The 21,759-nt window shown below is 43.3% G+C and carries 26 protein-coding genes; 11 read left to right on the top strand and 15 right to left on the bottom strand.

All coding sequences use genetic code 11. From position 1 onward, the window contains the following. The first annotated feature begins 41 nt into the window (after positions 1-41). The 7 genes from B7P33_RS01005 to B7P33_RS19615 are packed head-to-tail and all read left to right on the top strand — an operon-like array spanning position 42 to position 5,820. Positions 42-815: a ParA family protein gene (locus tag B7P33_RS01005; protein ID WP_097440107.1), complete on the top strand. Its 774-nt coding sequence runs from the start codon at positions 42-44 to the stop codon at positions 813-815. Further along, on the top strand, positions 816-1,724 hold the full coding sequence (locus B7P33_RS01010) for a ParB/RepB/Spo0J family partition protein (RefSeq protein ID WP_097440108.1): 909 nt from the start codon (positions 816-818) through the stop codon (positions 1,722-1,724). After that, positions 1,717-2,343, top strand: a complete 627-nt coding sequence (locus tag B7P33_RS01015) for a DUF5683 domain-containing protein (protein ID WP_245871585.1) — start codon at positions 1,717-1,719, stop codon at positions 2,341-2,343. Before B7P33_RS01010 ends, B7P33_RS01015 begins: the two co-directional genes overlap by 8 nt. Before the next feature lie 50 nt (positions 2,344-2,393). Continuing rightward, positions 2,394-3,089 (top strand): 4-hydroxy-tetrahydrodipicolinate reductase, encoded by a 696-nt coding sequence (dapB, locus tag B7P33_RS01020; RefSeq protein ID WP_097440109.1) that lies wholly within the window; start codon positions 2,394-2,396, stop codon positions 3,087-3,089. A gap of 58 nt (positions 3,090-3,147) precedes the next feature. Then, entirely contained in the window at positions 3,148-4,881 is a 1,734-nt protein-coding gene (lepB, locus tag B7P33_RS01025; RefSeq protein WP_097440110.1) for a signal peptidase I, read from the top strand. A gap of 1 nt (position 4,882) precedes the next feature. After that, positions 4,883-5,515, top strand: coding sequence for a WbqC family protein (locus tag B7P33_RS01030; RefSeq protein WP_097440111.1), 633 nt, complete (start codon positions 4,883-4,885; stop codon positions 5,513-5,515). Beyond that, positions 5,515-5,820, top strand: coding sequence for a DUF6122 family protein (locus B7P33_RS19615; protein WP_097440112.1), 306 nt, complete (start codon positions 5,515-5,517; stop codon positions 5,818-5,820). Before B7P33_RS01030 ends, B7P33_RS19615 begins: the two co-directional genes overlap by 1 nt. Here B7P33_RS19615 and B7P33_RS01040 read toward each other — a convergent pair. The 7 genes from B7P33_RS01040 to B7P33_RS01070 form a co-directional block, all read right to left on the bottom strand. After that, the gene (locus tag B7P33_RS01040; RefSeq protein WP_097440113.1) at positions 5,812-6,822 is read right to left on the bottom strand and encodes an endonuclease/exonuclease/phosphatase family protein; all 1,011 of its coding nucleotides are present in this window, start codon (positions 6,820-6,822) and stop codon (positions 5,812-5,814) included. The two genes, B7P33_RS19615 and B7P33_RS01040, sit on opposite strands and share 9 nt — an antisense overlap. Next, positions 6,822-7,682, bottom strand: a complete 861-nt coding sequence (locus B7P33_RS01045; protein ID WP_097440114.1) for a rhomboid family protein — start codon at positions 7,680-7,682, stop codon at positions 6,822-6,824. The genes B7P33_RS01040 and B7P33_RS01045 overlap by 1 nt, the downstream gene beginning before the upstream one ends. Next, entirely contained in the window at positions 7,682-8,425 is a 744-nt protein-coding gene (locus B7P33_RS01050) for a rhomboid family intramembrane serine protease (RefSeq protein WP_097440115.1), read from the bottom strand. Before B7P33_RS01050 ends, B7P33_RS01045 begins: the two co-directional genes overlap by 1 nt. Beyond that, positions 8,426-10,297, bottom strand: coding sequence for a DNA mismatch repair endonuclease MutL (gene mutL / locus B7P33_RS01055; protein WP_097440116.1), 1,872 nt, complete (start codon positions 10,295-10,297; stop codon positions 8,426-8,428). Beyond that, a complete protein-coding gene (locus tag B7P33_RS01060; protein WP_245871586.1) occupies positions 10,298-10,495 on the bottom strand; it encodes a hypothetical protein in 198 nt (65 codons plus the stop codon). A 261-nt stretch (positions 10,496-10,756) separates the two neighbouring features. Then, positions 10,757-11,239 (bottom strand): 6,7-dimethyl-8-ribityllumazine synthase, encoded by a 483-nt coding sequence (gene ribH / locus B7P33_RS01065; protein ID WP_097440117.1) that lies wholly within the window; start codon positions 11,237-11,239, stop codon positions 10,757-10,759. After that, entirely contained in the window at positions 11,240-12,016 is a 777-nt protein-coding gene (locus tag B7P33_RS01070) for a tetratricopeptide repeat protein (protein WP_097440118.1), read from the bottom strand. It abuts the gene before it with no gap. A gap of 138 nt (positions 12,017-12,154) precedes the next feature. On the opposite strand from B7P33_RS01070, the gene recF reads away from it, so the two are divergent. From recF to B7P33_RS01090, 4 genes are all read left to right on the top strand, one after another. Then, complete coding sequence (gene recF / locus B7P33_RS01075) at positions 12,155-13,246, top strand: DNA replication/repair protein RecF (RefSeq protein WP_097440119.1); 1,092 nt, start codon at positions 12,155-12,157, stop codon at positions 13,244-13,246. Between the two features lie 149 nt (positions 13,247-13,395). Continuing rightward, entirely contained in the window at positions 13,396-13,752 is a 357-nt protein-coding gene (locus B7P33_RS01080) for a hypothetical protein (RefSeq protein WP_097440120.1), read from the top strand. After that, positions 13,752-14,051 (top strand): DciA family protein, encoded by a 300-nt coding sequence (locus tag B7P33_RS01085; protein ID WP_097440121.1) that lies wholly within the window; start codon positions 13,752-13,754, stop codon positions 14,049-14,051. The genes B7P33_RS01080 and B7P33_RS01085 overlap by 1 nt, the downstream gene beginning before the upstream one ends. Before the next feature lie 69 nt (positions 14,052-14,120). Next, positions 14,121-14,480, top strand: coding sequence for a hypothetical protein (locus B7P33_RS01090; RefSeq protein ID WP_097440122.1), 360 nt, complete (start codon positions 14,121-14,123; stop codon positions 14,478-14,480). A gap of 61 nt (positions 14,481-14,541) precedes the next feature. Here B7P33_RS01090 and B7P33_RS01095 read toward each other — a convergent pair whose 3' ends face one another. From B7P33_RS01095 to B7P33_RS01135, 8 genes are all read right to left on the bottom strand, one after another. Further along, positions 14,542-14,961 carry a nucleoside-diphosphate kinase gene (locus B7P33_RS01095; protein ID WP_097440123.1) on the bottom strand — a complete coding sequence of 140 codons (420 nt, stop codon included), beginning with the start codon at positions 14,959-14,961 and terminating at the stop codon, positions 14,542-14,544. A 134-nt stretch (positions 14,962-15,095) separates the two neighbouring features. Then, positions 15,096-15,461 (bottom strand): heavy-metal-associated domain-containing protein, encoded by a 366-nt coding sequence (locus tag B7P33_RS01100; protein ID WP_097440124.1) that lies wholly within the window; start codon positions 15,459-15,461, stop codon positions 15,096-15,098. A gap of 274 nt (positions 15,462-15,735) precedes the next feature. Next, on the bottom strand, positions 15,736-17,970 hold the full coding sequence (locus B7P33_RS01105) for a TonB-dependent receptor (protein ID WP_097440740.1): 2,235 nt from the start codon (positions 17,968-17,970) through the stop codon (positions 15,736-15,738). Between the two features lie 82 nt (positions 17,971-18,052). Next, entirely contained in the window at positions 18,053-18,448 is a 396-nt protein-coding gene (locus tag B7P33_RS01110; protein WP_245871588.1) for an HYC_CC_PP family protein, read from the bottom strand. 170 nt (positions 18,449-18,618) lie between these two features. Further along, positions 18,619-18,924: a type II toxin-antitoxin system RelE/ParE family toxin gene (locus B7P33_RS01115; RefSeq protein ID WP_097440126.1), complete on the bottom strand. Its 306-nt coding sequence runs from the start codon at positions 18,922-18,924 to the stop codon at positions 18,619-18,621. Next, entirely contained in the window at positions 18,925-19,161 is a 237-nt protein-coding gene (locus B7P33_RS01120; protein ID WP_097440127.1) for a hypothetical protein, read from the bottom strand. 136 nt (positions 19,162-19,297) lie between these two features. Continuing rightward, the gene (locus B7P33_RS01125) at positions 19,298-19,828 is read right to left on the bottom strand and encodes a hypothetical protein (protein WP_097440128.1); all 531 of its coding nucleotides are present in this window, start codon (positions 19,826-19,828) and stop codon (positions 19,298-19,300) included. A gap of 785 nt (positions 19,829-20,613) precedes the next feature. Continuing rightward, a complete protein-coding gene (locus B7P33_RS01135) occupies positions 20,614-21,606 on the bottom strand; it encodes an alkaline phosphatase D family protein (protein ID WP_097440130.1) in 993 nt (330 codons plus the stop codon). Between the last annotated feature and the right edge of the window lie 153 nt (positions 21,607-21,759).

The raw sequence follows: 21,759 nt of genomic DNA on the forward strand, positions 1-21,759 counted from the left end.
CATAATTAATCGTATTTTTATCGCCTAACTTACTTAAATATATGGGCAAAATCATCGCAGTTGCCAACCAAAAGGGCGGCGTTGGAAAAACCACAACAACGGTGAACTTGGCGGCATCGCTAGGTGTTTTGGAAAAGAAGGTACTATTGATCGATGCCGACCCCCAGGCAAACGCTACCTCAGGCCTTGGTCTGGACGTGGACAGTATCGAATTCGGCACCTATCAATTATTGGAACACACCCGTACGGCCGAAGAGAGTATTCATGAGACCTCCTCCCCAAATGTAGATCTCATTCCTGCCCACATCGACCTGGTGGCGATCGAAATCGAATTGGTAGACAAAGACCAACGGGAGTACATGCTTAAAAAGGCCTTGGAACCCGTTAAGGACGCTTACGATTATATTTTGATTGACTGCGCCCCTTCTTTGGGACTTTTGACACTGAACGCCTTAACGGCCTCAGACTCGGTTATCATTCCGATCCAATGTGAATATTTTGCTTTGGAAGGTTTGGGTAAATTATTGAACACCGTAAAAAGTGTTCAAAAGATACATAACCCAAATTTGGACATCGAAGGCATGTTGTTGACCATGTTCGACTCGCGCCTACGCTTATCTAACCAAGTAGTGGAAGAGGTCCGTAAGCACTTTAGCGATATGGTTTTCGACACCATCATCCAACGGAACATTCGTTTAAGTGAGGCACCCTCCTACGGGGAAAGCATAATTAAATACGACGCCAGTAGTAAAGGGGCAACCAATTACCTGAACCTGGCCAATGAAGTACTAAAAAAGAACAAGGAAACAGCATAAATGGCGAAAGCGACCAAAAAACAAGCTTTGGGCAGGGGTTTATCGGCCCTATTAAAAGATCCTGAAAACGACATCAACGCGGTGGGCGACAAAAACGCCGACAAGGTAGTAGGTAATATCGTAGAGCTGGAAATGGATACCATTGAGGTAAACCCGTTCCAACCCCGGACCAACTTTAATGACGAGACCCTTCAGGAATTAGCTTCCTCTATTCGCGAACTTGGGGTAATACAACCCATTACCGTTCGTAAAATGGAGTTCAACAAATACCAGTTGGTTTCTGGAGAACGCAGGTTCAGGGCCTCCAAAATAGTTGGCCTAAAGACTATTCCGGCCTATATACGGATTGCTAACGATCAAGAGTCGTTGGAAATGGCCTTGGTAGAAAACATCCAAAGGCAAGATCTCGACCCTATCGAAATCGCCCTTTCTTACCAACGCTTAATAGACGAGATCCAACTTACCCAAGAGAAGCTGAGTGATCGTGTAGGTAAAAAACGTTCCACCATTGCGAACTATCTACGTCTGTTAAAACTAGACCCTATAGTACAGACCGGAATGCGCGACGGATTCTTGAGTATGGGCCATGGTCGAGCGCTGGTAAACATCAGCAAAAAGAAAGACCAGATCAGTCTATACGAAAAGATCTTGGCCAATCGCTTATCCGTTAGGGAAACAGAAGCTGCGGTAAAAGAATACCAAGAAGGCAAACCGGAAACGCCTGCAAAAACGCCAACAAAGGAAAATGCCGTACCGGAATTTGCCCAACAAGAAGAAAAGAAACTGACCAAATACCTAGAAGCTGCCGTAGAATTGAAAGCATCGGAACGGGGTAAAGGGAAAATAACCATCTCCTTTCACTCGCGCGAAGAGCTGAAACGTATACGAAAACTGATTACGGGTGAATAATGTCAAAATACTTTGTTTCTGTTTCGCACTCTTCCATCTTGGATTGAGCGCTCAAGAAGAAACCCCTACCGAAACCCCAAAAGACTCCTTACAGACCGAACTAAAGGAAGAAGGCATTATGCTTTCTGAAAGCGTCTTGAGCAAGGTGAAAATAGACCCTTTGGCCCCAAGTAAAGCCGCATTTTATAGTGCGGTATTACCCGGATTGGGCCAAGTGTACAATAAACGCTATTGGAAAGTGCCTTTAGTTTGGGGCGCTATAGGCGGGGCTGCCTATGGCTACAAATACAACAACGATCTGTACCGACGTTTCCGTGAAGCCTTTAAAAGCCGTAGGGCCGGTTTTCGGAACGATGAGTTCATTCGGGAAGACGGAACCGAGATATTCGATCAGGAAGCACTCCAAAACCAACAAGAACGCTACCAGCGCGACCGCGACCTTTTCCTGTTGCTCACCATAACGGCTTATGCCCTGAACATCATCGATGCGAATGTTGATGCCCATTTACAACAATACAATGTGGACACCAACCTTAGTATGGATTTCAAACCCTATCTCGAACAAGATGCCCTGACCGCTCAGGTTAATTACGGTCTAACATTTACCTTTACTTTTTAGAGCACAAATTATAAAAACGCCAACCACTTGAACTGGCGAAAAACCAATACATGAAAATCGCACTTTTAGGCTACGGACGCATGGGAAAAATGATCGAAGGTATTGCCTTGGATCGTGGCCATAGCATTGTAGCCAAAATAGACAATAACGACCCTTTTGAATTAAACGGTGCCGAGGTGGCCATTGACTTTAGTACCCCCGATGCGGCCTTTGGCAATTTAACAAAGTGCTTTGCACAAGGCGTGCCCGTAATTTGCGGTACAACAGGCTGGCTAGACCGTTTTGACGAAGCCGTCGCTAATTGCAGCAAGCACGATGGCGGATTCATCTATGCCTCCAATTTTAGTTTGGGGGTAAACTTGTTTTTTGAATTGAACAAAAAACTGGCCCAAATGATGCAGCCCCAAAAGGACTATAAAACAAGCCTGACCGAAATACATCATATTCATAAACTGGACGCCCCAAGTGGTACCGGAATCACCTTGGCAGAAGGTGTTCTGGCCCATTCCGATAAGGAAAACTGGAGTCTGGACGGAAAAGTAGCCGAAGATTTACCCATTTATTCCATTCGGGAAGGCGAAGTACCCGGCACCCATACGGTAACCTACGAAAGCAAAGTAGACACTATTGAAATTACCCACGAAGCCCACAATCGCGAAGGTTTTGCCCTTGGCGCGGTGGTGGCCGCGGAATGGATTATCGGAAAAACCGGTATTTTTACCATGAAGGACGTTTTAGGCCTTTAAAAAACAAAAGAGAAAAACGAAAGCCCTATACCATACCAGGCTTCTAAAAACATAAGTCATGAACGGAACCCAATGGATAATCTTTATTCTGGTCATACAACTGATTCATTTCGCCGCTACCTGGAAACTATACGTTAAAGCCGGACGCAAAGCATGGGAGGCCGCCATACCGGTCTATAATGCCATTGTGTTGATGAAAATAATCAACCGCCCTGCTTGGTGGACGATTTTGTTATTCATTCCCATTATCAATCTTTTGATGTTCCCCGTAGTTTGGGTAGAGACCATCCGTAGCTTTGGCCGCAACAGCACTTTAGACACCTGGGCCGTTATCTTAACCCTAGGCTTTTATATTTTCTATGTAAGTTACGTACTGGATGTCGAATATATGACTGACCGTAGTACCACGCCAAAAACCGCTACGGGCGAATGGGTAAGCTCCATTGTTTTTGCCATCGTGGCCGCTACCTTGGTACACACCTATTTTATACAACCCTATGTGATACCCACCGGCTCACTTGAAAAAACCTTGTTAATCGGCGATTTTTTATTCGTGAGTAAATTCCATTATGGTGCCCGTGCCCCTATGACGACAGTGGCCGCACCCATGGTACACGATACCTTGCCCGTTTTAAAAACCCGCTCTTATGTGGCCGATGTGAATCCGGATACTCATAAAACCTCAATCTGGAATAAACTACAGTTGCCCTATATGCGCCTACCGGGTTTTCAAAAGGTAAAGAAGAACGATATCGTGGTTTTCAGTTGGCCGGCCGATACGGTGCGTCGGTTTTTCGTTAAGGAAAGAGGGGTTAAAAAACCCATCGATAAAAAATCGAACTATGTCAAACGTTGTGTTGGTACACCTGGAGATAGTCTGTCGATAGTTGATGGTGACGTTTATATCGACGGAGAGAAATTGATCTTGTCGGATAGGGCCAAACCACAGTTTACCCATTTGGTGACTACTAAAGGGCAAATCACACAAAACGCCTTGAATCTTTTGGGCAAAACCAATTATGCAGGCAACGTCATACGTATTCCGGACTCCCTACTTCAACAAGAAAAAGTAAGACTCTTGTTAGACAAAGGGGCTAGCCTAGAAGAAGTCTCCCGAGACAAGGATTTTGTTTACTTTACCGGCGCTATCACCCACCCTAAAGTTGCGGAACATGTTAAGGCCGAAACCGTAAACGATATGCTCTTGTTCAATATGACCGACCAAGAGTCTAAATCTTTTGTGGGTCGTGAGGGTATTTCCAACATTTCACGTTTTAGCTTCAGTAAAGCGAGCGATCAAATTTTCCCACAGAGCAGTCTACATCAGGGCACTATTGACAATATGAAGTCCTTTTACATTCCGCAGGCCGGGGCCTCTATACCTTTGACCATTGAAAACCTGCCCTACTACAAAAAGATCATTACGGAATACGAAGGTCATGAACTAGCCGTGGCCGGAAACCAAATTAGTATAGACGGACAAGTGACCAACAATTATACCTTCGGGCAGAATTACTATTGGATGATGGGTGATAACCGCCATCGTTCCGAAGACAGTCGTTATTGGGGCTTTGTACCCGAAGATCATATTGTGGGCCGTCCTGTTTTTATCTGGTTCAGCCTACAGGGTATCGCGGCTGACCCCAACCCTTTTAAGGTCCGTTGGGACCGGGTATTCACTACCGTAGGTGGAGATGGCGAACCCCGTTCGTATTTCAAATATTTCTTGATCCTATTGGCTGGATGGTTCGTTTTCGATTATTTCCGTAAACGTAAAAAGAAAAATGCCTAATATGCCAGTTCTTTTACATCCTTCCTATGCCCCAAACATTACCCAATTCGCCATTCTGGCCCAAAGGGAGGTGTACTGGGAAGTACAGGACAATTTTCAAAAACAAACGTTTCGGAACCGTACCTACATCTGTACCGACCAAGGCAGGCATATGATGAACATTCCCATTCGCCATGCTGGCGGCGAACAGGGCAGACAATTGTACAAAGCCGTTAAAACCGATACCGACACCCCTTGGCAACGCACCCATTGGCGCACTTTGGAAACCGCCTACCGCACCTCACCCTTTTTTGAATATTACGAAGATGAGTTGGCGCCACTCTTTTTAGAAGACACCGCTACCGACCTTTTGGAGTTCAACCTCCAACTCACCGAAAGACTCTGTGATTGCCTACAACTACCTTTTCCCAAAAACCGGACCGAGAACTACAAAACGGAGTTAGACGGCATTATAGATGCCCGCTGGACGGTTAACGCTAAAGACAAACGTAGTTATAGCCTACCACACTATGTACAGGTGTTTGGTGACCGACATGGGTTTATCGAAAACTTAAGCGTTTTGGATCTTTTGTTCAACGAAGGCACCAATGCCCTTTCCTACTTAGAGAACACCGATCTAAGCTTTTTGGAGTAATGCGCCCATTCGTACATTATGGCATCCATTTTCTAGTACCCCCTTTGGTCGCCTTTCTTTTTTATAGAAGTCAATTCACAAAGGCTACCTTGATCATGTATGCCGCCTTTCTCATTGATTTGGACCATTTATGGGCCAATCCTATATTTGACCCGAATCGCTGCAGTATTGGCCATCATTTTTTACACACCATTCCGGCCATCCTAGTTTACGGCATAAGCACACTATGGAAACCCACAAGGTTAATCGGGTTGGGACTAATCATCCATATATTAGCCGATTCGGCAGATTGCGCCCTACTTTAACCGAAAAGTAGCTTTAACCGGAAAATGATCGGAGAGTTTATCGGTATAGGTTTTTTGTGAAGTTAGTTCGAGCGACTGGTCCACCAAAACAAAATCGATTCGTAATGGATAGTATTTGAACTTATAGGTGCGGCCATAACCGTAACCCATTTCAAAAAAACTGTCTTGCATACCGTCCATTAAGGTCCGTACGGCATGGGAATAGGTGGTATTATTAAAATCGCCACAGATAATCTCTTTATACGAATGGGTCGCTCGATTTTCAGTTATTAATTGCGCCTGTTCCTCCTGTTTTTTAAACCCAGAATACAAGCGTTTAAATACCCCCTCTGCCCCTTTTTCTTCGAGAAAGTCACGCTTTACCCCAATATGAAACGATTGTAAATGGGTATTGTACACACGTATGGTATCCGCTTTTACCAGTATATCTGCAAACATAGCATTGTTGGGACTGTTCGGAAATGGAACATCGCCATGATTTATGATAGGAAAATGAGAGAATATAGCCTGCCTGCTCAAACCCTCTACATTACGACTCATTTGCATATAGGCATATTGTCTCCCCAAGTCCCGTATTTTCCTCCTACCAAATTCTTGAACACACAAAATATCTGGGTTTTCCTTGGCAATAAAATCTACAATACTTGCACCATTATCATTGTTAAACTCACCAAAACCATCAAAAGAAAGCACATTAAAACTCATTACCGAAACATCAGAATCCTTCGATTCTATATTCGAGCTATTGCCCCAGCGGTAAAAACTCCCTAAAAAGAAAAAACCAAGTACCAAAACCGTAACCGACCACCATATTCTTTTCCAATCGACCCAAAGCCAAAATAGCACAAATACTAAATTCACTACAACCAAAAGGGGTACACCAAGGGCCAGTATCGAGAAGGCGGGCCAGCTTGAATACTGACCTATGATGGCCAAAAACAACGCGAAAGCCACCCCCAGATTGACCAAAAACAAAATGCCCGTAAAAAATTTGGTCAACATTAAATATCCTTACCCGAATTAATCAAAAATTCCTTTTCTTCATGGGTAAGACTACTATAACCCGATTTTCCGATTTTGTCCAAAATTGCATCAACCTTGCGTTGGCGGGCCGCTTTGGAAAGATCTTTGGCCGGTTTGGCCTCTTTTTTACGATAGACCGTTTTAAGATGACTCTTGGGTTTGGGCTTGAACATATTCACCAAGCCTGTCCATATTTTTTCAAAACCACCGCCTATATCGTTCCCCTTGGTGAGTTGCGAAGCATAGAGATAGCCCAACAAAGCACCCCCTAAATGGGCTATATGTCCGCCTGAATTATTAATTGGAATCTGAGCCAAGTCAAGTAGCACCAAGGCCACACCCAAATACCATAGTTTTATAGTAAAGACGAACAAACGTACCTCTTGATTAGGCATATACGTACATACAAAAATAAGAATGGCCATCACCCCGGCCGAGGCCCCTAACAATACCGCCTGCGTATTGTTGAATACCGGGAATAGGTTATAGGAAAGCAAAAAGAAGATTCCCCCAAAAACCACCCCCAAGAAGTACACATTTATAAAGCGCTTGGCACCAAATAGGTTGAGAAAAATACGCCCAGCGAAATAGAGCATGATCATATTCCAGAACAAATGCCAGATTCCCCCATGGAAAAAAGCATAGGTTATAAGTGTCCACGGTCGTGTAAGGAAATCGAAAATATCTTTGGGCATATGAAACCACTGCCAAAGACTATGGGAGTCGACCTGAAAAAGAAAAGGTAACAAGGCACTGACCAAATACACCCCCACATTGATTACGATCAAACGTTCGAGTATACCCCATTGCTTCCATTGGTAACGCAAATCTACAGCCATCAGTTCCAGCGGTTTTGATTAAACTGATTCTTTTTCCAATACCACATCATCAAAAAGCCGAACAGCGCGCCACCCACGTGGGCAAAATGTGCTATGCCACCGCCAAACAAGGAATAACCTGTAAAGCCAGAGAAAAGATCTAAGCCTACCAAAATAGGGATAAAGTACTTGGCCTTAATGGGCACCGGCAAAAACAATAGCATTAATTCAGCATTCGGAAAAGACATACCAAAGGCCACTAAAATACCATAAACGGCACCTGAGGCACCAACTGCCGGAGTATTAATCGCTGACAAAAAATTATCTAAGGTTCCCTTGGGTACCACATCGTACCATCCAGGTATATATTTCCCTTCTTTAACGATTTCCAATATTTCCATTTGCGACATCCCAGTGGCGGTTAACGCTTCCAAACCATCCTTAAAATAAAAATAATTCACTCCAGCATGGATCAAAGCAGCACCGATTCCGGCCGAAAAGTAGAAGAAAAAGAACTTTTGACTCCCCCACATCTGTTGTAAAGGCGAACCAAAGGCCCATAAGGCATACATATTAAAGGCTATATGCATTATGCCGCCATGCATAAACATATAGGACACCAATTGCCACCAATGAAAATTCGGGTTTTCCACGAACCATAGTGATAGCCACTGGTACATCATATCGCCATACAATTGTGTGGCTACAAAAAACAACACATTTACGATTACCAAATGCTTTATGGCATTACTTACGTTACCCATTTACATAAATTTTTTATCGATATCCCCTTCACTTAGGGTGATGTATACGGTTTTATTAAACGGACTCAACTGGGGTTCCTTACAGGCGAACAGGTCGTGAACCAAAGCCATTTGCGAGGCCTCGTCGAGTACCTCACCGGTTCGAACGGCCAAACTTTTACCCAATTGCTTGGCAAAGACATCGGCCTGTGAAAACCCGTCGTGTGGTATCCCTTCCCTAAAACTGGCCAATAATCCCTCGAACAGTTCGGGCACCGATTGTTCAGACGCCAAGGGCGGTAAGCCTACCAACTCCAATTTTCCGGCATCGAAGGCCCCAAAAACGAATCCGGTCTTTTCCATGCTTTCGCGCAGGCTTTCCAAAATACCGATCTCAGAGAGCGTAAACTCCAGCTCGATTGGGAACAACAATTGCTGACTCACCCCTTGCTGTACCGTAATATTTTTTAGGAATTTCTCATAGAGCACCCGCTGGTGCGCCCTCCCCTGATCAATTATGACCATACCCGATTTAATGGTGGTCACGATATATTTCCGTCGCAATTGAAAAGTGGTTCCCTTTACGGTCTCTTCTTCCTTTTCCTCAAAAATGGAGCCGGTCAAAGTTTCAGACTCAATGGTTATACCTTCCAACACTTCTGGTGTGGCCTGATCTAGTCCTACATACAAACTCTGCCAATCGGGTGCCCTTTCGGGTTTATAGGTCGAAAAACCACCTCCAGAAGCCGAAGCTGTTTTTGTTGTTGCCATTTTGGGCGGTTCTTCGGCAAAAGGATTAAACCCAGCATCTACGGTAACCTTGGGCAATACCGCCGATTTATCTTTATATCCATAGGGTGTCTGCAGGTTTTCGTCATGCTCAAAATCGAGTACCGGAGCCACCTGAAACTGCCCCAAACTATGTTTTACCGCCGCACGGATAATGGCATAAATACTATGCTCGTCGTCGAACTTTACTTCGGTCTTAGTGGGATGTATATTAATATCGACACTACCCGGATCTACTTCCAAAAACAAAAAATAACCCGGAAAGGTATCGGACTTTAACAAACCTTCAAAAGCCGCACTGACCGCATGATTCAAATAAGAACTTTTTATAAACCGGTCGTTGACGAAGAAGAACTGTTCGCCCCGACTCTTGCGGGCAAACTCGGGTTTATTGATAAATCCACTGATGTTGACCACATGGGTATCTTCGGTAACCGGCACCAACTTTTCATTGGTCTTGGTGCCAAAAATATTTACGATACGTTGGCGGATATTGGAAACCGGCAAATGAAACAGTTCACTGCCATTATGATAAAACCGAAAATTGATGTTCGGATGCACCAAGGCCACCCTATGGAACTCATCGGTTATATGCCGTAATTCCACTTGGTTCGATTTCAAGAAATTGCGGCGGGCCGGAATATTAAAAAACAGGTTCTTTACCTGAATGGAGGTTCCTTTGGGCACTACGGCCGACTCTTGGGAAACCACCTTACTGCCCTCTACTACAAGCCGTGTACCCAGCTCTTCCCCTTCGGGACGGGTATTCATCTCTACATGGGCAATGGCCGCTATGGAAGCCAAGGCCTCGCCACGAAACCCCTTGGTCTGCAAAGCGAATAAGTCCTCGGCTTTTTCTATTTTGGAGGTAGCGTGCCGCTCAAATGACATACGGGCATCGGTCGTACCCATACCCTTACCATCGTCTACGACCTGGATCAAGGTTTTACCCGCTTCCTTTACGATCAATTGTATCTGTTGGGCACCCGCATCGATAGCGTTCTCCAACAATTCCTTTACCACCGAAGCCGGTCGTTGAACCACCTCCCCTGCCGCTATCTGATTGGCGACATGGTCGGGTAAAAGTTTGATAACATCACCCATTTACAATAAGAAATCTAGTTTGCCGTACTTCATGGCGGCATATGCGAAAATGAAGAGGAAAATTACAATCACCATAAGCCTTAGCCTACGGTTCACATCCATAGATTGGCTTTTTTTGGTACGCCAATCTTCCCTAAAGGTCTTTCTGCGATAGCCCTTGATATAATCTTCATCGGACTTGGCTTCTTTGGCTTTCATTAAATTCTCTAGCCGCTCTTTCCGGGCATTATAATACCTGGGCGTATAATCATACGTCTTGTTCTTGTGCGGTTTAAATAAGCCTCGAAGCACCATGTTCTTTAGGGTTATATCCAAATTTACATAAAAGCATGCAAAGTGTATGCCAAGCCTTGCTAAATTTTGTTAACAGCAGCTATCCGAAACTAGTATGTAAACAAAAACCCAAAGAAACTTAGGTCTCCTTGGGTTTTCATTCGATACAATATCAGTTATATGGGCTTATTTGCCCAATACTGCCATCTTAATCGCTGCAATGGCAGCCTCGGCGCCTTTGTTGCCGTGTTTACCACCCGACCGATCAATGGCCTGTTGCATGGTATTATCGGTTAGCACACAGAAAATGGTAGGCACGCCGGTCTTTAAGTTGACATCTTTAATACCTTGGGCGGCCGCACTACACACAAAATCGAAATGTTTGGTTTCCCCTTGGATAACGCTACCAATAGCGATTACCGCATCGGGTTTTTGGGTCTCGATCATACGCTGACTACCCAACACCAATTCAAAGCTTCCGGGTACGTTCCAACGAATAATATTGCCCACTTGGGCCCCACAATCCAACAAGGCCTCAACAGCCCCGCTGTATAAACCTTCCGTTATGGTTGGGTTCCATTCAGAAACAACAATCCCAAATCGCAGCTGGGCCGCGTTTGGGATCGTTGACTTATCGTAGGCTGAAAGATTTTTATTCTCTGTAGCCATCTATTTGTTTTCTACCATTCCGATAAAAGCATCTACACTCCTACCCTCATTGGTATTCGGATATTCATTTTTAATACGCTGAAAATACCCCAAGGCCTTATCGTTTTGCCCGAGATCCATTGCAGCTATACCAGCCTTGTTCAAAAAGCGGGGCGTCGTAAAGTCATTGGCTTCAAAAGCCAAGGCTTTTTCGTAATAATCCAAGGCATCTCCAGCCTGACCCAACTGGTTAAAGGCATCACCGATACCTCCCTTGGCCAAGGCACCCAAAACAGCCTCATCTGAAGAAAAATCTTCCAAATAATCGATAGCTTCTTGGTATTTCTGCATTTGCAGATAAGACATACCCGCAGAATAACTTGCTAAATTAGCGGCTTTGGTACCACTGTATTCCTCAATAATATTCAAGAAACCGTATTTACCCTCACCACCATTCAAGGCCATGGTAAACAACGAATCGCGTTGGGCTCCGGCGGCATTCAACGCTTGGTCGAAATACTGCTGCGGATAGAACATTTCATTGGCCGCTTCGGCTTCTTTAGGCTTGGTCACAAATTGGTTATAGGCCAAATACCCCAATACGACAACAGCTATGGCCCCAATGAACATTAGAATATAGTTCTGGTTGGCAGCCACCCACTCCTCAGTCTTCGAAGCGCTCTGATCTAAAGTCTCAAATACTTCTTTGGTTGTACTGTCGGAATCATCGATTTCCACCTCGGTAACATCATCTACCTGGTGTTTGGGCTTGTAACCTCTCTTTTTATAAGTAGCCATAGTGCTTTTTATTAACCGGGCAAAAATAAAGTTTTTCTCGAAATGCGAAAGGGCATTTTCTCGTTATTTTTCGATATTTTGCGGCCTTTAATCACTTGAGCACCGCTTTGGTCAGGCTCATTGCCGATTATCCTTCGCATGGAAATCACCCAACTTACACTGGTAAACTATAAAAACTTCGAAAGCCAAAGCTTTGATTTTCCCACTAAAGTGAACTGCTTTATCGGGGCCAATGGTATTGGCAAGACCAATACGCTAGATGCCATTTACCACCTCTGTTACGGAAAGGGTTACTTTAATCCGATTGCCACCCAGAACATTAGACATGGTGAAGATTTCTTTATGCTAGAAGGCAGTTTCCAAAAAGATGGCAAAACCGAAAAAATAGTCTGCAGCCTAAAAAAAGGAAACAAAAAACTGATCAAACGCAACGGCAAGACTTACGAACGCCTATCGGACCATATTGGCTTGCTTCCCTTGGTTATTATTTCGCCTGCCGATCGCGACCTCATTTTATCGGGTAGTGAGCTAAGACGAAAATTTGTAGACGGGGTCATCTCCCAACTTGACAAGGTGTACCTGAGTACCCTGATCAACTACAATAAAGTATTAACCCAGCGGAACTCACTGCTAAAGTATTTTGCCGCCAACCACACCTTTGATGCCGACTCTATAGCCGTGTACAACCAGCAACTGGTGGGTTATGGAGAGCAAATCCATCAAAAGCGTCAGGAATTCCTAGAGGCGTTCATTCCAATTTTTCAAGAGCAATACCGTATTATCTCTGGGGACCAAGAATCGGTTTCGCTCCGTTATCAAAGTCAACTGGAGGCGGTTTCCTTTGCCGATCTTCTGGAACAACAACTTACCAAAGACCGGGCGCTTCAATACACTTCGGCCGGTATTCATAAAGACGACCTTGAGTTTAAAATCGGGGAACATCGGATAAAGAAATTTGGCAGCCAAGGCCAACAAAAATCGTTTTTGATCGCCCTGAAACTGGCGCAATATTACTTTACCAAAGACCAAACCCAAGACACCCCCATCCTATTACTCGATGACATCTTCGATAAATTGGACGAGAACCGGGTAAGCCAATTAATCTCGTTGGTAGATACCGACGACTTTGGACAGGTTTTTATCACCGATACCCACGACCAACGTACCGAGACCATCGTAAGCCAGATCCATAGGGATTATCAGATCCACCGGCTGGGTAATGAGACTTGAGAACACAGAACATAGACAAAAACGTTCTTGCGCTTCCCCACAAAAAACCACGTCTTTTACGTAACTTGCATTGATTTTCAATCCCAGTTATGAGACTCCTACTCTTTTCCCTGTCTTTGCTTTTTTTAGGTTGCCAAACCAGACCCAGCATGGATCAATTATCCGATTTAAATGGCTATTGGGAAATAAGCCAAGTGGTTTCGGCTGACGGTAGTATTAAGGAATTCCCTGTGAACCCCTATGTGGATTATATAAAACTCCAAGGAACCCAAGGTCACCGACATAAAATCAAAGTACAACTTGGCAAAGCCTTGACCATACCGGAAAGTGGAGGTGAGGTTTTCACGGCAAACCAATCTGGAGACAGTCTCGTACTCACCTACAAGACCGCCCTAAGCGAGTGGTCGGAAACACTTACTGAATTAAAACCGGATTCGTTTACGGTCCGCAACGAAACCGGTATCTTATACCGATACAAACGCTACCAACCCATAATCGTGGAATAATGGCCCGCAGAAAACACGACGAACACTTATCGCTTTCCGATGCCTTAAAGGAGTTTATCAGTGAGAACAAACTCCAAAAAGGGCTGGACAAGGTAGAAATACAAGACTGCTGGAAAGAAGTTATGGGCCAAGGGGTGTGGAGTTATACCGACCAAGTACAATTACGTGACGATACTTTGATCGTACGCCTAAACTCTTCAGTACTGCGCCAAGAACTCAGCTTTGGCAAAGCCAAAATAGTCAAAATGCTCAATCAACACTTGGGGCGTGATATCGTTAAAAAGCTGATATTGGGATAGTTTTTACTTGTTTTCAAGAAGTTGGGCGCAACCTTGTAGGCATGGGGCCATCTATTGGAAAAACCAGCTATGAAAACCAACACACTCCTTTTTCTTTTCTTACTTTGTCTTTTTGCATCCTGTTCGGGTGATGTTTCCGATGAAATTTGTGGCGGAAACGACCCTATTAACCAATTGACCTGGTTAGCCGAAATCGTTAAGGAAAATGCCGATTTCGGAACGGATTACACCAACATCGCAACCGCTACCTTAAACGACAAACAAGTGTTCATCATTGACAGTTGTTGCCCGCATTGCAATACCTTACCTGCCAAAATTTTTGAATGCGATGGCACATTATTAGGTATGGGTAATGAGATAGATTGGGAAACCGTAACCAACCGTAAAACCATTTATAAGGGTAAGGACAACGTTTGCACAGGTACGTAATCCCAAAAATCAAAAAAGCCGGGCAAAACCCGGCTCTTTCTATTGTTATAAAACGTTTACTTTAGAATATTTCCCTTCCAGCAAAATGGAAGGCGCCTTCGATGGCAGCGTTTTCATCGGAATCCGATCCGTGAACCGCATTTTCACCAATAGAAGTCGCATACAACTTACGGATGGTACCCTCGGCAGCCTCGGCCGGATTGGTTGCTCCAATCAAAGCCCTAAAGTCTTCAACGGCATTGTCTTTTTCCAAAATAGCGGAAACGATGGGGCCGCGGGTCATAAACTCTACCAACTCACCAAAGAACGGACGCTCGCTGTGAATGGCATAAAAAGCCTCGGCATCGCGCTTGCTCAATTGAGTGTATTTCATAGCTACGATTTTAAAACCGGCAGCGTTGATCTTATCTAGAATAGCACCGATATGTCCGTTTTCAACAGCATCGGGCTTGATCATGGTAAAAGTTCTATTTCCTGTCATTTCTTAAAAATTTTGCGCAAAAATAGCGTTTTTACCCGATACCTCTACCCTAACCCCCGTAAGACTTAATAAAAGCATAACAATTAGCCTTTGTCTATCAGGCATTGGTTAGCAGTACCGGACAAAACAGCCTCTTATCGGCCGCCTTCTTTTTTATGATCGTCCACTACTTTCTTATCGCGATACCTACAGCAGGCATGTACACTATTGTAAGCTTCCTCAGTCGCTTTTAGCTCTTTGGTATCGTGACCTACATTGGCCACATTTTGCTGAATGGTCTCCAAATCGGTTTTGCGTTCATCGTAAATCAAGCTTAACTGATGGGTATGCACATCCCAAACGGCCGATTTTACACCCTTGGTCTTAATACAGGCTTTTTCTATACGGTCTTTACACATGGTACACACCCCATCTACCTCCATAGTGGCCTTGGCATTCTTATTTTGGGCCCAAGTGCTAAGCCCAGCGAAAAACATTACTATTACTACTACTCGTTTCATATCCTTTTATTTAATCGTTTCTAATTTAATTATAATTTGATAAGCGTCAATAAATTAGACCGCTTAGCCAATAGAGCTTTGAAAATAGTTTTTTTATGTTCAATGCGTTATGCTTTCATTTTTTTATAGCACCTAATCAAACTAGGAAAGATATATCCTACTAATTTGGTTCGACGGGTAACCGAAACAAACGCAATCATCCTATTTTCAGCGGGTCTTTTTTCTATTTTCTTTATTCTTTTCGTCTGAAGCCATCCAGTCTCGGATGGCTGGACTATAATTTATATCTAAGTCCGGCATAATACATGGTCCCGAAGATGGGGCCATATACCATAGTCGTATCAAAATAGGGGGCAAACGGGTTTTCGGCATTCACAATTGGGCTGTTTTGTTTGGTATTGGTCAAGTTTTCGCCCCCCAAATACACCTCAAAACTAGGCGAAAAAACTTTGGTTACCTGGGCATTCAAGGTACTGACCGTAGGGGTATACTCCCCAAGCCGGAAGGTTTCCGGACTTGAACTCGTATCAGGGAAACGCTGTTTGCCCAACCAATTGAAGGTCGCATCGAATTTCCATTGACTTCCCTTTGGGCTTACCTCCGTTTCGTAGGCCGCATTGGCAAAATACCGATGTTCGGGTACCAAGGGTGCACTCTTTTTACCGGAAGTATAATCCGTTTCAATTTTATAATTTTTATAGGCCGTCTTAATATCGAAACGTGGAAAAAGCTCGTACCCCAATTCCAACTGGAAACTATTGGCATAACTATCCCCATCGAGATTATAGAAGGACACCCGTTGTGGATCTTCCCAATCTACTACCACCTGGTTTTTAAAGCTGGTCCTATAGAAATCTACATTCACCTCAGCCTTCCGCCCTGCGATATAGAAACCTTGTAAAAAACCGCCCCCATAATTCCAGGCAATCTCCGGATCCAGACCATATATGGCACCACCGGCATCTCGAATATCCCAACTACGGGAAGAAGCGAACAATTTTTGGTTTTCGGTAAAAATATTGGCCGCCCGTTTACCCCGACCAAAAGAGGCCCGCAATGCCGCATTTTCCCATGGGGTGTAGCGCATATGCAAACGCGGGGTTATAAAGGTACCCAAAAGATTATGGGTATCGACCCGAAGCCCCGCCGTAAGGTTTAAATTTTCCAGGTCGTCGTAGGCATATTCGAAAAAAGCCCCTACCGAACGCTCTACCCTACTGAAATCGGTAAACTGTACCGCTTCTTCGTAGCCGTCGTAAGTAGCACTCAAACCTGTTTTCACTTTATGCCTCGAATCACCGATGATGGTATTATAAATCAAATTGGCATACACACTATTATGGGTAATATCGTAGTCGGTCAGTCCGAAATAAGAGTCTTGTTTATGGTTACTATAAGCCACTTGAAAACCCAAGCTCTGATAAGGTACTTCCGGATTCACATAACCCACTTTTGCGGAAATATCCAAACGTTGTGTTTCTATGCCGCTACCCCAAAAATCGGTACTTCCTTTATGTAGATCGGGATCAAAACCTTCTTGCCCTGCCTGCTTGTCGTCGTACAGATAACGCACATTGAAAAAACCGACAAAGCCATTTTCGGAATCGGTATACTGCCAACGGTTCATGACATTGATCTGTTTGGCCAAGGGTACATCTAAAAATCCGTCATCGTTACGATCGAACTTTTGGGAGCGGGTATTACCGTGGAGGTATAATCCGGTTTGCCAACGGTCAGATACCGGTGTATTTAAATGGGTATTAAGCTCGTATCGCCCACTGGCAGAAGCATAGGCATTTACAAACACCGGATAATCCATAGAAGGTTTTTGTTGCTCTACATTGATCTGCCCAGTAATACTCTCAAAACCGTTGACCACACTTCCGGCGCCTTTGGTAATTTGGATACTCTCTACCCAAGTTCCCGGGGTGAAACTTAGGCCATAGGCCTGGGCGGCCCCACGTATAGCCGGTATATTCTCGGTAGCGATCAGAATATAGGGGCTGGTCAATCCCAACATTTTTATCTGTCGGGTACCGGAAACGGCATCGGAAAAATTGACATCGATGGACGGATTGGTCTCAAAACTCTCACTGAGGTTGCAACAGGCCGCTTTCAACAATTCAGCACTACTGATGTTCACTATATTCTGGGCCGCCAAGTATGAGGCTTTGGAGGCTTGTTTGCGTTGGGCCACCACTACCTCGTCGAGTTCGTTGGTCGCCTTTAGCCTATGTTTGATCCTTCTATTGGTATTGATATGAAGGGTATCGGTCTGGTAACCCACATAACTGATCACCAACTTGGTATAGGAGGGACTATATTCCAATTCGAATACCCCATCAAAATCGGTTACATCACCAATTTTAGTACCCAACCAATAGACATTGGCCCCGGGCAGGGGTACATCGTTACCCTGTCCGTCGTCTTCGTAAACGACACCTTTTAAGGGTGCCTGACCCAGCATAAATGCTGGAAATAAAATAAATATGAATAAAATCTTCTTCATTGTTTTGATTTGAAATTGAATAAACCATGGTTCGGCCATTCCCGATTACATCGGAACCGCCTTTTTCAAGGGCATTCAAAAATCAAATCAAGAAAACGGCATCCAAAAGCTGGATGTCGACCACCAAGAGCGGTGGTTTGTAATTTTGGAAAGGAACCGCCTTTTTGGCAAGGGGTTCGAAACGTGAAGGAAGCGTATAGGTATAGGCCACCAAAAACTGCTGGGATGGAAAATCGAGATCTTCCCACACACTCATCTTTAGCTCGTCTTGCCCTTCAACAACCTCTTGGGTGTTTTTACAGCAACCTTCTTTGTCATTAGCCTCCATTTCCATACCACAACCCTCGGCATGCGCGAAAAGCGCCGTATCGATTACCCTGCCCAAACAGTAATGCTTATCTACGGTAAAAGAAACCGTGGACACCAAAACCAAGAGGGTCATCAAAAAGGTTGCTATGTTCTTAAAAATGGCTTTCACCAACTAATGAAATTTTATTCAGAATAACACTTCAATCGAATTATTAACGCAAAAATCGCAAAAAACGGATGTATTCCCTAAGCTTTACGATTAAATTAACATGGGAATGGATGAATGTTGGATATTGGAAGTACTAGGTACGAAGTTCGAAGTACAAAATTGAATGCTTGTTAATAATTGTCCTTTGCTTGTCTTTCGGTGCTTTGTTGGGTATCAAAAACAGTTAGGATATGTATTTTACCTTCTACCTCTTTATACAGTATTTTATAGTGGCGCACCAGCATTCTCCTGTATTCCGGTTGAATCTCATCCACTTCGTACTGTTCGGCAAATACAATGGAGCCGGTGGTTTTTAAAATATCGAGCCTTACATTTCTTGCGCCTTGTGGGGATTTAAGTTCGTCTCTAATATAATCGTGGATAGATTTTAACTGAGCTATGGCCCTATTCGACCAGATAACCTTTAACCCTGCCACTTACCAGTTTTCGGATTCTTTTTCCAAATCTTCCTGTGTGATAAATTCACCCCTTGCTATTTGGGCTTCGGATTCCAAAAGTTCTTTTTTATAGGCCGATTTTGTCAAGGGCCTACCATCTACGGTATAGGCCACGATATCTTTTTCAAAAACCTCTTTTATCTGCTGCAGCACCGACATTTTTTGGGTCTGAAGCAATAATTGCATCAATTCCAATTTTGTAGTCTCAATATTCATAATACTGGCATTAGATTCATAACAAAGATAATTTATGTTGGTTTGATTCCAAATTCAACCCCTAGAGTGGTATTTATGGATATCACATTTTTGAACCCTACAACTCGCTAAACAGCTAAGTAATATAATAACTAAACTAGAGCGCACATCGAATTGTCACGACTGGGCTATCATTTTCATAACTTCTGGAGTATGAAAACACCCTATAACACCCATTAACTTTGGAGGAATTGAACATTCTTTTTCTCTTATAAATAAATTCATTTCTTCTCTCAGTATCTTTTTCCTCTAAAAAATCCATCAAGAAATAATAGTATTCCATATCCTTACCTATCTCAAGTTCTATCCGATAATAAACCAATTCTTTCGTTTCATTATTAAATGCCAATCTTCCTTTTAAATTTACAGTCCGCAAACCATCAATTTTAATCTCCTTTTTTACATTATAAAAGCATCTATCATACTCGACATGAGATAAAGATTCACTTGAATCATATTCCCTTTCATCAAATTTATTTAACGCACTTTCTATTTCTTCATAAGCTTTAATATCAAAACCAAGTATTGGTTTAAGATAGATTTCACAATCCCTATCTCCTATATTTTCAACTCTTTCTTGACAAAAAGAAATCTTACAGACTATTAAGGTGACAAAAAATAATCGCATTTGTTAATTATTAGAATCTTCAGTATTTATAGGTAAGTATATCGCATGAACCTCAAACCTATTCCCTTCTAAATCATCGCATAAAATATACTACCGTACGATTTTATCGTGTGTTACTACCAAAGCAAGCTATACTTCTTGCCAATCAAAACTTGAGAACAACAAAACTTCAACAAAAAAACCTTTTTCTCATACGTATCATCCATGCCAGTTCTAATAAACTACAGTCGGATTTCCCCATTTATCCTTTTGAATTGCATTTCCCCCTTATCTGATTTCAACTTCATTATCATACTGCCACTACCCTCTGATATGTTAATTTTGAATATCCCATTTAAGTTTTTCAATCCAGACTCAAACTTTATAGAATCCAAACTAGAATTCAACTCAAATCTAGCCTCGATTACTTTTTTATCATCATCAAGAAAAACCAACATTTGATTATCTTCCGTAAACTTGGCTAGTTTGGAAAAATAAACTAGTTCATTTTCATAATAACCAACGAAATCTTGCCCATTAACATAAAGTTACTCCGCATTCCAATTCCCATAAATTGGGTGTTTACTTTTTTCTTCGGCACAAGAAATAAAAAGCAACAAACAAAGAATTAACCGCCATTGTTTCAGCATAAATTATTTTTTTTAGAATCTTTTAATACTGACAGCAAGCAACCTTTAACGGTTCCATTCCCTAAATCAATATCTTGCTATTATCAGAACTTCTCCTCTCTTCAATTATAGCCTTTTCCAATTTATTTTGCATAAAAAACGCAAAACCATCCTACCTTAATACTGCTGTACAAGCTTAGCAAAGACCTCGCCGGAATCACCTACCATTTTAAAGGTGGCCGTTCGCTTGGTAAAATCGAAACTAACGGTGCCGAAACTTTTTTGGTTTACGACCTCCCCTACCCGATGCGGATTTTCCTCTGAAGAGAATTCTTCGTAAACATGGGTGAGTCCGCTACTGGTAAAATCGACCAATGGGTAATCTAGACCGGCGACCTCGATTCGGGAGAATTCGGAAATATGACGGTCGCCCGACAATACCATTACCCCTTTGGCCCCCGAATTCCGAATAACATCTTGTAGTTTTTGCACTTCGTGGGGAAAATTGCCCCAACTCTCAAAGCCATGCAAGCCGGATAAATATTGAACACTACTTACTAGCACGTTAAAATCGGCCTTGGAAGCCTTTAACTCCTCTTCCAACCATTGCCATTGGGCGTCACCCAGCATAGAGCCTTTGCCATCGGTATTGGGTTTGTATCGTTTTTTGGTCTCGGTATCCTTGGTCAGCGCCGTTCTAAAATAGCGGGTATCCAACACCAAAATCTTAACGCTATGTTCGCCAATTTGATAGTTATAACTGGCATACACGCCTTCGCGCTTCCGGCGTGGACTATCTTTGGGTACATCTAAAAAATCGAGGAACTCTTTTTGACTTTCACGCCGCATTTCGAATTCTTCCCCACCATCGTTAAGTCCGTAATCGTGATCATCCCAAGTACCGATTACATCCATGGCCTTTTTCACCTTTTTGTAGCCTTTTACCCGGTCTTGTTTGCGGTAGAATTTTCGTAACAAACGCATATTGTCGGTATCGGCATACACCACATCGCCACCCCATATCCATACTTGGGCACCACTGGCTACAACATCGTCCCAAAGCAGATTTTCCACTTCACTCTTATTACAAGAGCCGAAGGCCAAGGTAAATTGATTCTGGGCCTGGGCAACACCTATGTGCAACATCAAAAAAACAAGTAGTTTTTTCATCATTTTCTATGTTTCTTAATTTCTTCTTCGCGCGTTTCAACAAAAAGCCCATGATTGGGGCGTATCACGCAAAATTATACAATTACCGCTTGGGATTCCCATAAACACCCATATTCTTCAAGGGAAATAAACACAATGTAGTTTTGGCATTCG

The organism is Sediminicola luteus (assembly GCF_002514735.1).
GTDB lineage: Bacteria > Bacteroidota > Bacteroidia > Flavobacteriales > Flavobacteriaceae > HQA918.